At 47.6% G+C, this 13,127-nt stretch carries 13 protein-coding genes; 2 read left to right on the plus strand and 11 right to left on the minus strand.

Going from position 1 to position 13,127, the window contains the following annotated elements; translation table 11 throughout:
• Positions 1–89: 89 nt before the first annotated feature.
• From HUN05_09915 to HUN05_09935, 5 genes are all read right to left on the minus strand, one after another.
• Positions 90–1,304 carry an ISL3 family transposase gene (locus HUN05_09915; protein ID WDP85406.1) on the minus strand — a complete coding sequence of 405 codons (1,215 nt, stop codon included), beginning with the start codon at positions 1,302–1,304 and terminating at the stop codon, positions 90–92.
• Positions 1,305–1,421: 117 nt separating this feature from the next.
• Positions 1,422–2,255: a 4Fe-4S binding protein gene (locus HUN05_09920; protein WDP85407.1), complete on the minus strand. Its 834-nt coding sequence runs from the start codon at positions 2,253–2,255 to the stop codon at positions 1,422–1,424.
• A 291-nt stretch (positions 2,256–2,546) separates the two neighbouring features.
• Positions 2,547–2,768, minus strand: coding sequence for an acetyl-CoA carboxylase biotin carboxyl carrier protein subunit (locus HUN05_09925; GenBank protein ID WDP85408.1), 222 nt, complete (start codon positions 2,766–2,768; stop codon positions 2,547–2,549).
• A 232-nt stretch (positions 2,769–3,000) separates the two neighbouring features.
• A complete protein-coding gene (locus HUN05_09930; protein ID WDP85409.1) occupies positions 3,001–4,548 on the minus strand; it encodes an acyl--CoA ligase in 1,548 nt (515 codons plus the stop codon).
• 52 nt (positions 4,549–4,600) lie between these two features.
• Positions 4,601–5,302 carry a hypothetical protein gene (locus tag HUN05_09935; protein WDP88016.1) on the minus strand — a complete coding sequence of 234 codons (702 nt, stop codon included), beginning with the start codon at positions 5,300–5,302 and terminating at the stop codon, positions 4,601–4,603.
• 22 nt (positions 5,303–5,324) lie between these two features.
• On the opposite strand from HUN05_09935, the gene HUN05_09940 reads away from it, so the two are divergent.
• Positions 5,325–5,636: a hypothetical protein gene (locus tag HUN05_09940; GenBank protein WDP85410.1), complete on the plus strand. Its 312-nt coding sequence runs from the start codon at positions 5,325–5,327 to the stop codon at positions 5,634–5,636.
• A gap of 196 nt (positions 5,637–5,832) precedes the next feature.
• Here HUN05_09940 and HUN05_09945 read toward each other — a convergent pair whose 3' ends face one another.
• The gene (locus tag HUN05_09945) at positions 5,833–7,044 is read right to left on the minus strand and encodes an IS256 family transposase (GenBank protein ID WDP85411.1); all 1,212 of its coding nucleotides are present in this window, start codon (positions 7,042–7,044) and stop codon (positions 5,833–5,835) included.
• Between the two features lie 72 nt (positions 7,045–7,116).
• Between HUN05_09945 and HUN05_09950 the strand changes: the two genes are divergently transcribed.
• A complete protein-coding gene (locus tag HUN05_09950) occupies positions 7,117–7,524 on the plus strand; it encodes a transposase (protein WDP88017.1) in 408 nt (135 codons plus the stop codon).
• Positions 7,525–7,536: 12 nt separating this feature from the next.
• Here HUN05_09950 and HUN05_09955 read toward each other — a convergent pair whose 3' ends face one another.
• From HUN05_09955 to HUN05_09975, 5 genes are all read right to left on the minus strand, one after another.
• Positions 7,537–8,361, minus strand: a complete 825-nt coding sequence (locus HUN05_09955; GenBank protein WDP85412.1) for a hypothetical protein — start codon at positions 8,359–8,361, stop codon at positions 7,537–7,539.
• Between the two features lie 452 nt (positions 8,362–8,813).
• A complete protein-coding gene (locus HUN05_09960; GenBank protein WDP85413.1) occupies positions 8,814–9,965 on the minus strand; it encodes an acyl-CoA dehydrogenase family protein in 1,152 nt (383 codons plus the stop codon).
• A gap of 68 nt (positions 9,966–10,033) precedes the next feature.
• Positions 10,034–11,809 (minus strand): DUF1446 domain-containing protein, encoded by a 1,776-nt coding sequence (locus HUN05_09965; protein WDP85414.1) that lies wholly within the window; start codon positions 11,807–11,809, stop codon positions 10,034–10,036.
• Positions 11,810–11,812: 3 nt separating this feature from the next.
• Positions 11,813–12,586 carry an enoyl-CoA hydratase/isomerase family protein gene (locus HUN05_09970; GenBank protein ID WDP85415.1) on the minus strand — a complete coding sequence of 258 codons (774 nt, stop codon included), beginning with the start codon at positions 12,584–12,586 and terminating at the stop codon, positions 11,813–11,815.
• Complete coding sequence (locus HUN05_09975) at positions 12,583–13,104, minus strand: biotin attachment protein (protein WDP85416.1); 522 nt, start codon at positions 13,102–13,104, stop codon at positions 12,583–12,585. Before HUN05_09975 ends, HUN05_09970 begins: the two co-directional genes overlap by 4 nt.
• Positions 13,105–13,127 lie beyond the last annotated feature (23 nt).

Here is a 13,127-nt window from a genome sequence, read left to right on the forward strand (position 1 = left end):
TCAGCAAGACTGCCCTGAAAAACAATACCCATGACACGCCCCTCCGGTAAAACCGTGGAGCGTGTCATTCTGGGTTAAATAAATATGGTTCATCCGATTAATGCGTACCTTTTATTGTGAAGGTCCAAAAGTTTCAACCTGAAAAACTCCGAATCCCTGTATCCATAAGCTTTCCGTTTCATGGTTTTTATCTTGTTATTTGTCCCTTCTAAAGGACCTGTAGATATCCTGTAATCATAGTATGAAAGGATTCTTTGCCTGTGCACAGCCAAGGTCTTGGCAAATTTCATCAACATTGAAATTTTGGAAATATTGGCCAGATTGATCCAATTGCTGACTATCTTTTCAGCTGTTTCTTTTTTCTTTTGATTCCATATTTGCCTGAGTTCCTCTTTCATGTAGTAGACTACCAATAGCGGCTGATTTATTTTCAATGCTTCTTCTAACCGTTGGGCCTCCTTCTTGTCATCACTGAGGTTTTCGGGATTTTTTAACAAAAGCCACCGGACTCCCTTCAGAAGTTTTTGTTGCCCGGTATTGGCAAGAAGGTTGTAGAGCTTTCGCCTGAAATCCGACAGTTTCTCATTGAACAATTTAACAACATGAAATCTGTCAAAGACAATTGCTGAACCAGAAAGATTTTCAATAACAGCACTCAAGTATGCCGGGGACATATCGATGCTGACGGCTTTGATTTTTGCTTTCGATATTTTCACTTTTGTCCAAAAAGATTTCAAAGCTTCACCACCTTTTCCTTCTCCCACGTGCAGAATTCTACCGGATTCCAGATCCATCACGATGGTCAAGTATTTATGCCCTTTCCCTATGGAAATTTCATCTATGGCAATCTGCCGGACTTTCTCAAGGGGGATATTTCGATAACGCCTCAGCAGGTCTTCTTTCTGGATCTGCTTTATCGTATCCCAGCTGATCCTTAAATGGATGGCAATATCTTTGATTGTCATGAACTGAGACAACTCCAAGACATACCGTTCAAAAGCCCGGGTATAGCTTTTCCCCTCCTGGGCAAAGGATAGTTTGATTTGCCGGACAAATTGACAGAACGAACACCAAATTCTCTGGATAGCCGTCCTGAGAATCACGGGTTTTGAACCTACCGGTATTGTTCTGAGATCTCTTGTCACAATCCCTTTCCTGGTGACGGACCTGGAATTACATTCCGGGCATTTTACCGCCTCCGGTTTTGGTATGAGTTCAAAAGTGATTATTCCACCGATGAAACGTGTTGTTTTATAAAAGTAGTCACGAAGGCCAAAGGCATGGTATATGAAGCTTGTGGACATTAATTCATTCTCCGATTTTGTGCGAATAACACAAAAAAATTAGAACATGATCATGTTCACACCATCATTTCAAGCATAAAAATCCTTACTGTGTTATTGCCTTCCCAGTGATGTTTCTCAGTCCAGGTACGCGATTTTCTGATGAACCATAAATATTTCAGGTTCTCTTCTGTCTTGGAAATTTTTACTGACCCAGCTGACCACTTTATTGATCATGGGATCTGCCACAACCCTTGCCCCTGCAGGGCAGTTTTTAACACAGGCGTTGCAGAGAATACAGGCCAGGCTGTCTGTCTTAACGGTCTGCTCAATGGTGATGGCGCCTACCGGACAAAGCGGTTCACATTCACCACACAGGGTACAGTCTTCATCAATGGTGGAGGCGGCTTTATCCTCCATTCCCCGCCTGTCATGTTCAACATAGGGGGTATTTCCGGGAGGCGTGATCAAAGCGGCCTTGTCCACAGAGTCCAGCGCCTTTATCTTTTCACGTATCTTTGATCCAAACGCCATAGCCGCCTTGATATCTTGGGCATCAGGCCGTCCATTGGCCATGGGCCTGTCTTCCCTTGCAAACGAGTGTTCCCCGATAAAGGCCCCCCCGGCAACAGGTAAAAAGGAAAGTTCCAGGGCAAGGTCGTTTAATTCAAGAAGGGCATCCTCAAAATCTCTGTTGCCGTACATGACCACAACAACGGCAGGAGTATTTTTTGCCGTAAGCTGTTTTAATCTCGGGATGGCGGTCTTGGACACTCGTCCCTCATAGACCGGAACCCCCAAAATCATTAATTCTTCTTGATTTTCCTTTTTCCTTTGAATATCAGCTGCCGGTAATGTCAAATCAATTTGCTCAACCTGTTTTGCCCCATACCCCTTGGCAATGGCCCTAAGTATTTTTTGGATTGTTCCTGTGGGTAAAAAATAGGCAAGACTTACATTCTCAAGATTCATAATTGTCTTCCTTGTTTGATGGTCACCATTAGCCCGAATATTTCATAACCTGAAGGTCAGAAACTGACAATTTGAGGAAACCGGATATTAATTTCTTTAAATACAACAAGTTATAATTACTTACCAAACCAATTCCAAGGGTAGTCACCCTTCGGGCGAACCGATTTTACCTCATCTGCGTCGTTGCAGACCGTTCGCAGTAACTCACTACGGCTTCACGGCCTGGCGCCTTGCAGCTAAAGCAAAATCGATTCGTGAAATATGCGGGTTAAAATCTGGCCATTGAATTTTTTATTCTTCTTCTATGACCACAAGCACCTGTTTGGTGGCAACCATGTCCCCCTCTTTCACCAAGACCTCTTTTACAACACCCTTACCGGTTGCAATAATGGGATTTTCCATTTTCATGGCTTCCAAAAGCAGCAGTTCCTGGCCTTCAACAACAGGATCGCCAGGACCGACATTTACCTGGCAGATGGTTCCGGGCATGGGACTCAATATTTCAATACTCATGTTTTTCTCTCCTTGATTTTAATCTATTAAATTGATTTGCAGGGTCAGTCCCAAGGGTCAACTGTCTCACCCACCCCCTTGAACCAGAAGAATCGGATCTTTCCATCCTTCTGCCGCAAAGCAAGGCTTTTCTCTCCTGGGTTATGAGATCTTAGCAGATACCCCCCTGAGAGCCTTAAAGCTGGGTTCCTGACCTTTAGATTAACCCTTACTGATGTTTGCAACCCCGGGGCTAATCAAGATAATTGTTTATGGTTTTGCGCAATTCATTTTTGACTATTTTCCCGATGAGCGACCGGGGCACATCCTGGGTAATGATTATCTTTTTAGGCACCTTATAATCGACCATGCCCTTTTTACAATATGCCAGCAGTTCTTCAGGATTAAGTTCAACCCCTGGCTCGGGAATCACAAAGGCCACACCGGTTTCACCCCATAAAGGATCGGGGATTTCCAGCACAGCAGAGGTATTCACCCCCTTATAAGCGTTGAGATAAGATTCTATTTCCATGGGATATATATTATACCCGCCGCTGATATACATCTCTTTGATCCGGCCCATAAAGTGCAGGTACCCCTTCTCATCAAGAGCGCCAAGGTCTCCGGTACTCATCCAGCCGCCCACAAAAACACCGATATCGTCTTCCGGATCCATATACCCTGAAATTACGCTCTCCCCCCGGACCCACATTTCACCGATTTCTCCTGTGGGCACAGGTCGATTCTGGGTATCCAGTATTTTCATTTCCAATCCAGTGCCGGGTTTGCCTTCTGTTTCTTCCACAATTTGCGCCCCGTCATCCAGGCCGGTAAAGGTAAAAAAGCCCCCGGTTTCGCTCATGCCCCAAGAGGCCACTATTTTTGCCTCTGGAAAGGATCTTGCGATTTCCTGGACCAGTTCAGCAGAGGAGGGTTCTCCAGAGGTGATCGCACATTTAATAGAAGAAAGATCCACCGAGGAAAAATCAGCATTCTTGAATATTAACCGGTACATGGTGGGCACACCGCCCATAAAGGTCAATTTTTCCTTGGAAATAATATCCAGGGTTTCCTGGGGATCAAATTTGGGTACCAATACCCCGGTTGCCCCGGCATAAAATTGGGTGGCCAGCATGTCGTGGGTTCCGGCCACATGGCTTGTGGGCATATTGCATAAAAATTTATCCGACGCGGCTAAATTCCAAGCTTCTGTTGTTGCCTTGGCCATTCCCCAGGTATTTTTGTGGCTGAGCACAGCCCCCTTAGGCCGACCCGTGGTTCCGCTGGTAAAGATGATAATATAGGGATCATCTCCTTTGGGGTGAAACTTTTCAGGAACAGGTTTAGCCTCTCCTTCCAGCAAAGTCTCATAGGGTTTGGCTTTGGGGTAATCCAAATTTCCAAAATATGAAAAAACAGCCTCAAAAGAAAAAGCGTCCACCAGCTGTTCAACCTCCCTCTTGATCTCTTCGGGAAAGGCCAGGGTCACTAAAATCTTGGGCGAGGTCCGGTGGCACAGGGCAGCCATCTCTCCGACCTTGAACCGGGGATCAAGGGGGACAACCACCATGCCGATCCTGCCGGCAGCCATAAAAACCGTTGAAAAGGCAGGTGACTGGGGCAAAAGGGTGGCAATCCGGTCCCCCGGTCTCATACCCATCTCCAAAAAGGATCCTGCCACGATATCTATCTGCCGGTTAAACTCACCATAGGTTACGGGCTGATCAAAAAAAGAATAGGCAATATGGTCGGGTTGATTCTTTGCATGTGTCTCTATAACACTTGGGAATGGTTTGATCATTTTTTTCTCCTTTTGCAGTCGCTTTGGTTAAAAAACAATATAACTTAATTGACTAACACCTCATCCCTCTTTTCTTGATGCCCAAATTTGTTTTTTCATGGTCAAAGATTGTTTCAACCCAGTCGCATAATAAAGGCCTGGTTTCCCTTGGATCTATGATATCCTCAATCCCGAAATGCTCTGCCGCCCTGAACGGCTGGGCAAACCCCCTGTAGTATTCCTGAAGTTTATCATGAAGGGCCATGGGGTCTTCTGCAGATTCAATTTCAGACCGGTGGGCCGCATACACCCCTCCCTCTATGGGAATATTTCCCCAATAGGATGACGGCCAGGCATATCGCCAATTTAATTTCGCCGGATCGGACTGGGCCCCGCCGGCCACGCCGAAACATTTTCTCACATAAATGGATGCCCAGGGAACCGTTGCCTGTATGACCGAAAAACTTGCCCGAACGCCCTTTCTGATGGTGCCGTAATTTTCTGACTCCACACCGATAAAAAAACCGGGCTGGTCTATGAGATTGACAACCGGCAGATGAAAGGTATCGCACATATCCACAAACCGCTGATATTTTTCAGCAACATCCCATGCAAAGGAACCGGCCTTAAACCGTGTATCATTTGCCAGGACACCGACCGGATACCCATTCAAGCGTGCAAGTGATGTAATCTGTGACTGGCCATGATATTTTCCAATCTCAAATATGGAGTCCTTGTCAAATATAGCAGAGCAAACAATTACTTGAACAAGGATTTATACAACTTATATTTTCCCCATGAGATATTCATCAGATTTACGCAAACGCGTTATAGATTTTGTAGAAAATGGAGGAAGCAAGACGGAAGCTGCCAGTCAGTTTAATGTATCCCGTGGAAGTGTTCACAACTGGACGTCTGCCGAAGATGGTTTGTCATACAAGAAACCCGGTCCAAAAGGACCACGAAGTTTGGATCTGGAAGCTTTGCGCCTCCATGTGGAGACAAATGATGACATGACACAATCGGAAAGGGCGCAGCATTTCGGAGTATCCCGTGCCTGTATCTGGTATAATATGAAACAACTCGGAATCACTCGAAAAAAAAGATGACGGGATACAGGGAGCGAAGCGACAGAGGAATGTTCAGAATTCTGTGTCACGGTTTCGGTTCCCGGATCTGCCTCAGCGCCAGCGGAAGTAAAAGTCAGGTCCGAGAATGGGCCTTCAATCAGCCACGTCGGAGGAGTTGACTTTTGCTGGAGTGGAGTTCCTGGAACCATCTTTTCCATCTGTAAATAAATCCCTATCAAATTCCCAGCTCTTTATCCAGCCGGCCTTCAAAAAAAATTGCCAACTGGGAAATTGTCAGTGACCAATTTTGAATCGGCATTGTCCATTTTTTACTGGCGTTCTGGATCCCCATGTAAAGCAGCTTTAACAGGCTGTCCTGGTTCGGGAATGATCCCTTTGTTTTGGTCAGTTTTCGAAACTGTCGATGCACAGCCTCAATGGTATTTGTGGTGTATATTATCCGTCGAATCTCTTCTGGATATTTAAAGAAATGACTGAGGCGTTCCCAGTTGTTCCGCCAGGATTTTATCACAATCGGGTATTTGTCATTCCATTTATTTTCCAAGATATCCAGTTCTTCTTCGGCCAGATCCTTATTGACCGCTTTATAAACACGTTTTAGATCTGCCATAAATTCCTTTTTATTTTTGGAACCAACGTATTTCAATGAATTTCGGATCTGGTGGACTACGCAGAGTTGAACTTCTGTGTCCGGGAATATGGTCTCAATGGCCTCGGGAAAACCTTTTAGACCATCAACACAGGCAATCAGGATATCTTTTACCCCTCGGTTTGAAAGGTCTGTTAACACCTGCAGCCAGAAGTTCGCACCCTCATTCTCGGATATGTACAGCCCAAGAACCTCTTTGCGGCCCTCGATATTCACCCCAAGAATTGTGTAAACGGCTTTGCTGCCGACCTTTCCGTTTTCTCGTACTTTATAATGTATGGCATCAAGCCATACGATTGGGTACACATTTTCCAACGGCCTGGCCTGCCATTCTTTGACGGTATGGATGATTTTATCGGTAATGGTGCTCAGAGTGGCATTTGAAATCTCAAGTCCATAGATTTCCTGTAAATGGGAAGCCATATCATTATAACTCATGCCCAGGCCGTAAAGGGCTATTATCTTTCTTTCAATTTCATCGCTGAGCGTTGTCTGATGTTTTTTGACGATCTGTGGAGAGAAGGTTCCGGCCCTGTCACGCGGGGTTTCCAGCTCAAATTTACCATCCAGGGATTTAATGGTCTTTTTGCTTTTTCCATTACGGCGGTTGGCAGAAACTTCCTGCCCGAGATGGGACGCCAACTCTCCTTCAAGAGCAGCTTCAGCAAGATTTTTGATTAATGATGTAAGGACGCCGCCCTTACCTGTGAAGGGTTTACCTTCCTGGATGCCTTTAAGGGCTTTTTGAAAATCAAATTCGGTGTTGTCTTCGGTCATGTCAGTTCTCCTTATTTAGCTGAGTATATCAGCTTTCATTCAACTGACACAGAATTTTGAACGCCCTCTCTTATTACAACCCGTCGCTATGGATATGCTCTCAAAGGGCAGCGTGTTCATGGTTTGATTGCAGGAACAAAGCACCCTCGAACGTCTTTGATTGCTGCCCGCATCGAATATAGTTTTGAAGAACCATTTTTGTTTCAGGGAACATGCAATGCGGATATCTTTAATGCTTGGATCGAACACCAGTTGAGTCCACATCTGAACGATAATCATGTCGTTGTGATGGATAACGCATCCTTCCACAAGGGCGAAGAAACCAAATATTTGATAGAAAGAACTGGTGCAGCTCTTTTGTTTTTGCCCCCGTATTCACCGGATCTCAATCCGATTGAACACGATTTTGCGGCCCTAAAAACCATCCGTGAATACAATGAAAACGAAACGATTGATGAAATTATCAGGATGTATAAATAATTATCGGCATTGCTATATACATTCCAATATTCGCCTCATGTCATATGTTTTTTTCCCATTCTTGGGAATAATGGACAAAAGCTCTTCTTCCCGGCGTTCCGGGTCATCCTTGTCCTGATATTTTCTTTCGGGCATCTCCCACACATTGGACGGCAGGTAATCCAAAAATTGTTTGGCCTGTTCAATGGCGTCCTCTTCACTCTCCGCCTCATTATCAATGACACCGCTGCCTCTGGTGTGTATCCGATAACCGCCAAGCTCTTCTTTGGAGACCTTCTGACCCTGGGCCCACTGGACCAGAGGCGGTCCTCCCACAAACACCTGGCTTTTCTCTTTGACCATGATGGAAAAATGGGATTCAACTGCCAAAAGCGCACCAATTCCGGAGACCGGTCCAAGGGCAACGGAAACCATTGGGATTTCAGACATCAAATCCGCCAGCATTCCCATGGCCACGTCATTGACCACCGGAAGCTCAAGATATCCGATATCGGCCACTTCACGAATGGTCCCGCCGGCACCGTCCAGAAGCCTGACCAGGGGCAGTCTCATCTCATGGGCCATTTTACCGTTGTATGCAAGTTTGGCCTTGAACAGCCGTCCCACAGAAGCCCCCCGGATGGTAAAATCATCCCCCTGGACAATCACTTTTTGTCCGTTGATTTTCCCCCTGCCGATGACAACCGGACAGGGGGTGATCTCTTCTAAGTCCTGATTGTTGTTCGTATAGGTTGCCACACCCGCCATGACCCCGGTTTCTTTAAAGGTGCCCGAATCAATCAGCAGATCTATTCTCTCTCTGACCGTCATTTTGCCTTGGCCATGCTGCCGTTCCACCCCTTTTTCACCCCCGAGTTCGTAGGCTATTTTTTTCTTTTTTCGATTTCTTCAACTTCTTTTTTCCACATAGAGCTAAATCTCCTTTTCAATCAAACGCCTTGTGGCAGTATCGCCCAGCCATTTCATCCAACGGAAATATAAAATTTTATGATCCTAAAAATACAAAGAGGGGATGTTTTTTAACCCTCATTAAGGAACTGCCGCTGGTGCCCGGGCAAATTTTCCATAAAAAAGCCTCACAGTCGACCTGTATTTTCAGGCAAGAAAATTTTGTCGTTCTAAGTAACGAACAATGTTCGGTGTGTCAAGCAAAAAAAAACAGACCTCCGCCCCCTTTGATTGTTGTTTAAACGGTTTAAATTCCCGTGAGATACCCGGCGGATCCTGCCAACGCTTCAGCATTGGCAGGATCCTGGGACCAGGAAATTTCATTTTAAAAAATCCGGGTTTTAAAACCCATAGGTTTTGGTAATGATTTCACTCATGACTTCACTGGCGCCGGCGCCAATGGAAATCAGGCGGGAATCCCTGAACCGCCTTGAGATCCGCATCTCATTCATGAACCCCATGCCGCCGAACATCTGAAGGCAGCCGGCAGTCACCTCGTTGAGAAGGTTGCCGCTCAAAAGCTTACCCATTGAAATTTCCCGGGTGGCATCCTGGCCGTTCATTTTCATGCGCACAATATGATAGGTCAGCTGCTGCACCGTTTCAATCTCGGCCAGCCAGTGGGCCAGACGATGACGCAGCACCTGCTTTTTGATCAAAGGCTTGCCAAAGACCACCCTGCCCTTTAGGTATTCAATGGTTTCCTTGATGGTTTCCTGGGCCATGATATAGGCCAGGGGCAGAACGGAAAACCGCTCGTGCTGAAACTGCTGCATCTGCTGAATAAACCCTTCGCCTTCAACACCGATGAGATTTTCCGCCGGTATTTTCATGTTGTCAAAAAAGAGCTCTGCTGTGTCTGAGCTACGCATGCCCAGCTTGTCCAGTTTTTTGGATACGGAAAACCCCTTGATATCCGTGGGCACTACAAAAAGCCCAAAACTGTGGTAGCCGGGTTCATCCGAAGTTCTGGCCAAAAGGGTTAGAAAATCAGCCTGAAGCCCATTGGTGATATAGGTCTTGGATCCATTGAGGATATAATGGTCCCCTTCCCTTACCGCCGTGGATTTCAAAGAGGCCACATCAGACCCGGCATCGGGCTCTGTCACGGCAATGGCCGCCACCATATCTCCCTTTAATGCGGGCTTAAGATAGGTCTGCTTGATATAGTCCGACCCAAACTGATCCAGGGCCGGGGTGGCCATATTTGACTGAACGGCAATGGCCATGGGGATACCGCCGCAATGAATCCTTGCACACTCTTCAAGCACAATGGTTTCATACCAGTAATCCAGCCCTTCTCCGCCGTATTTTTCATCAAACCGGGTGCCGATGAAGCCCAAATCTCCCATTTTTTTAAAAATCTGGTGAAGGGGGGTAAACCCCTCCTCCTCCCATTGGTCCACATAGGGATTGATCTCTTTGTTTACAAAATCCCGAACAGCCTTGCGCACCAGATCATGTTCCTTGTTAAAATAGATATCACTTCCCATGAATTTTCCTTTACCAATAAAAATTAAAATGTCTCAAAAGGGCCAATTGCCCTTACCGCTGACGTTTCCTATAAAATTGAAACCGGAACCTCGATCATTTTCGCCCTTAAATACTCTCCCAGGGTTTTGGCCTGGGGGTCGCTTCTCATGGATGCCGCCACCCCATGACCCAATATTCCCTTGATATAAAAGTTAATCGCCTTGAGATTGGGCAGGTCATACCGCTGTATCTCAAAGGAGGCAGCATCCGGAAGCAGCTGCCTGAGGCGATCACAGGTCAGGTATTGGGATAAAAAAACATGGGACCTGTCATCTTTTGCCCATACCCCTAAATTGGCATTCCCTCCCTTGTCCCCGGATCGGGTGGCAAAAAGCCGGCCCAAAGGCATGGTCCGGGTTTTTTCACCCTCAAAAAAACCGGTCGGCACAGAGGGTAAAGATTCAGCCCGACCTTTTGGGCTAGGCTCGCCAACAACAATTTTCTGGGGCACCTCAACCACCTTGCTGCCCATACTCACAGATTGAATAATCTTTTCCGAGTCCACAAGAGTGGGCCAATGGCGGATGGCCGGACTGCCAGAAGAAGGCGGACCTGTCAGGGTAAATCCCGAGATGCTGGCCAGGGCCATTTCAACCACCTTGGAAGAAAAGAATTTGCCTGCCTTTTGGGCATCCGGATCCATGACCGTAATCCTCAGGCGAGCAAAGGCAAGATCGTTGTGATCCGGATCTTCTTTGTCCGATCTGATGAGCTGGACACAGGTTTCGGCAAACTGGTCTTTGCCGCCCAAAAGATCAAAGAGCGCCTCTTCCACAATGGCCGCCTTTTTTTCTATATCCAGACCCGTGAGCAACACGGTCATGGTATTTCTCTGGCCCCAGAAGGTATTGATGCAGACCTTGGTGGTCTCCGGCGGAGGCGTGCCACGGGTACCGCTTACCCTGACCCTATCCTCTCCTTCCTGTTCCAGTTTGAGGGTGTCAAAATGGGCGGTCACGTCAGGGGTCTTGTACCCGGGTGTCTGAATTTCATAGAGCAGCTGGGCCGTGACCGTCCCTGTGGATACCCTGCCACCGGTTCCTTCATGTTTGGTGATCACAAAAGAGCCGTCCGGATTTACCTCTGCAATGGGAAAACCCATATTCTTAAACGAGGGGATCTCCTCCATAAACGAATAATTACCCCCTGTGGCCTGGGTTCCGCATTCAATGATATGGCCTGCGGCATAGGCCCCGGCCAGGCAGTCCCAGTCATTGGGCTGCCAGTTGAACTTCCAGGCGCAGGGTCCGGAGACCAGCGCGGCATCGGCAATACGCCCGCCCACCACAATATCCGCCCCCTCTTTAAGCGCCCTTGTAATGCCCCAGCCGCCCAGATAGGCATTGGCCGTAAGGGGTGCTCCCTGGGCATCTGATAATTTCTCCCCTGAATCCAGATGAACAAAGGCCTGGTTTTCCGCCTGAAGTTCAGGCAGCCGGGAAAGGATATCATCCCCGGAAATTGAGGCCACCTTCGGGTGGAGCCCCAGCTGAGCTGCCACATCTTCCAAAGCCGTTGCCAGGCCCAGAGGATTGAGCCCGCCGGCATTGGCAACCACCTTGATGCCCTTGTCCAGACATGGCCCCATCACAGCTTCCATCTGTTTTAAGAAAGAAACCGCATACCCCTTTTCAGGGGCTTTCATTTTCATGCGAAAGAGCAGGGCCATGGTCAACTCGGCCAGATAATCCCCGGTGAGCACATCAATGGGGCCGCCTTCCACCATTTCTCTGGCAGCCGACATCCGGTCTCCTAAAAAACCGCTGCAATTGGCAATGATCAATGGTCGGTCAGAATCTTTCATCTTTTATTCCCCCGTAAATACAGGCGTGCGTTTTTCCATAAATGCGGTGATACCTTCCACCGCATCCTTTGTTCCGGCCACGGCCTCCAGCCCCTGGGCCAGGCGAGACAGGGCAGGTTCAAGTGCCAGTCCTTCACAGGCATTAAAGGCCTCCTTTCCCAGGCGAAGGCCCAGAGGACTCTTGGCGGCCAGAGTTCCCAGAATCTTATCCACCTGGTCATCAAAAATATCTTTGGGATAAACCCTTGTAACCATGCCCATGTCCAAGGCCTGGGAAGCCGGCATTTTTTCCCCCAGCAAGATCATTTCCATGGCTTTTTTCCTGAGCACGTTCCTGAAAATCAAGGCGCCGATCATCATGGGAAACAGCCCCACATTGACTTCAGGGGTGCCGAATTTGGCATCTTCACGGGCAATGACAATATCGCAGGCCAGCATAAATCCCGTACCCCCGGCCAGGCAATGGCCGTTGACCTTTGCCAGGGTGAGTTTGGGAAACTGGGAAATCCGCGCCAGAAGCCCGGCATAGGCATTGAACATCTTGCGCTTTTGTTCGGGGGCCGCCTGCATGGCGCCGCCCAAATCCGCACCGGAACAAAAAATCCGGTCGCCCTCTGCTGTCAGGCAGACGACCCGGACATCCGGATCTTCCTGGGCCTGGTCCAAAAATTTGAGAAAAAAATCAATGGCCACAGGGCTGATGGTATTTCCCTGGTCAGGCCGGTTGATTGAAATCCACCCGATATACCCTTCTTTTTTATAATTTAAATCGCTCATGCCGTTTCCTCGTCTGTGATTTTGTCAATATCTGCCAGGATATCTCCGGGCATGACCTTGTCCCCTTCTGCCACGCTGATGCGACTTATTTTTCCGCTGTAGGGGGCCTTAAGTGCCGTTTCCATTTTCATGGCAGAAACCACCACCACGATATCCCCCTTTTTGACCAGATCACCCGGGGATACCGGCACCTGGATTACAATGGCAGGCATGGGCGGGGTCACGGTGGTGGGTTCCTGGCCGGTTGTTAATTTCTTTGACCGGGCCTGGTCCTGGGAATCCTTATCTATGATAAAATAATGCCGGCCCTTGAACATCACGGATTTACCCTGATCCGTATTTTCCACCCAGGCGTTAAATTGGGACCCATTCACACTAAAATGAATTTTCCGGTCTGAAATCCGCTGGAACTCCAGGTCATAGTCCTCTTGGCCGATCCTGATAAGGGCCGTGTTTTCCGACCGGGATTGTAAATCCAAATCTATAATTTTATTGTTCACGTCCAAATGATATTCCATTATTTTCTCCTAGGGTCCGGTGG

Source organism: Desulfobacter sp. (assembly GCA_028768545.1).
Lineage (GTDB): Bacteria > Desulfobacterota > Desulfobacteria > Desulfobacterales > Desulfobacteraceae > Desulfobacter.

Coding starts and splice junctions, on each gene's coding strand:
- HUN05_09915 (WDP85406.1), bottom strand. CDS start 1,304: ATGTCCACAAGCTTCATATACCATGCCTTTGGCCTTCGTGACTACTTT.
- HUN05_09920 (WDP85407.1), bottom strand. CDS start 2,255: ATGAATCTTGAGAATGTAAGTCTTGCCTATTTTTTACCCACAGGAACA.
- HUN05_09925 (WDP85408.1), bottom strand. CDS start 2,768: ATGAGTATTGAAATATTGAGTCCCATGCCCGGAACCATCTGCCAGGTA.
- HUN05_09930 (WDP85409.1), bottom strand. CDS start 4,548: ATGATCAAACCATTCCCAAGTGTTATAGAGACACATGCAAAGAATCAA.
- HUN05_09940 (WDP85410.1), top strand. CDS start 5,325: ATGAGATATTCATCAGATTTACGCAAACGCGTTATAGATTTTGTAGAA.
- HUN05_09945 (WDP85411.1), bottom strand. CDS start 7,044: ATGACCGAAGACAACACCGAATTTGATTTTCAAAAAGCCCTTAAAGGC.
- HUN05_09960 (WDP85413.1), bottom strand. CDS start 9,965: ATGGGAAGTGATATCTATTTTAACAAGGAACATGATCTGGTGCGCAAG.
- HUN05_09965 (WDP85414.1), bottom strand. CDS start 11,809: ATGAAAGATTCTGACCGACCATTGATCATTGCCAATTGCAGCGGTTTT.
- HUN05_09970 (WDP85415.1), bottom strand. CDS start 12,586: ATGAGCGATTTAAATTATAAAAAAGAAGGGTATATCGGGTGGATTTCA.
- HUN05_09975 (WDP85416.1), bottom strand. CDS start 13,104: ATGGAATATCATTTGGACGTGAACAATAAAATTATAGATTTGGATTTA.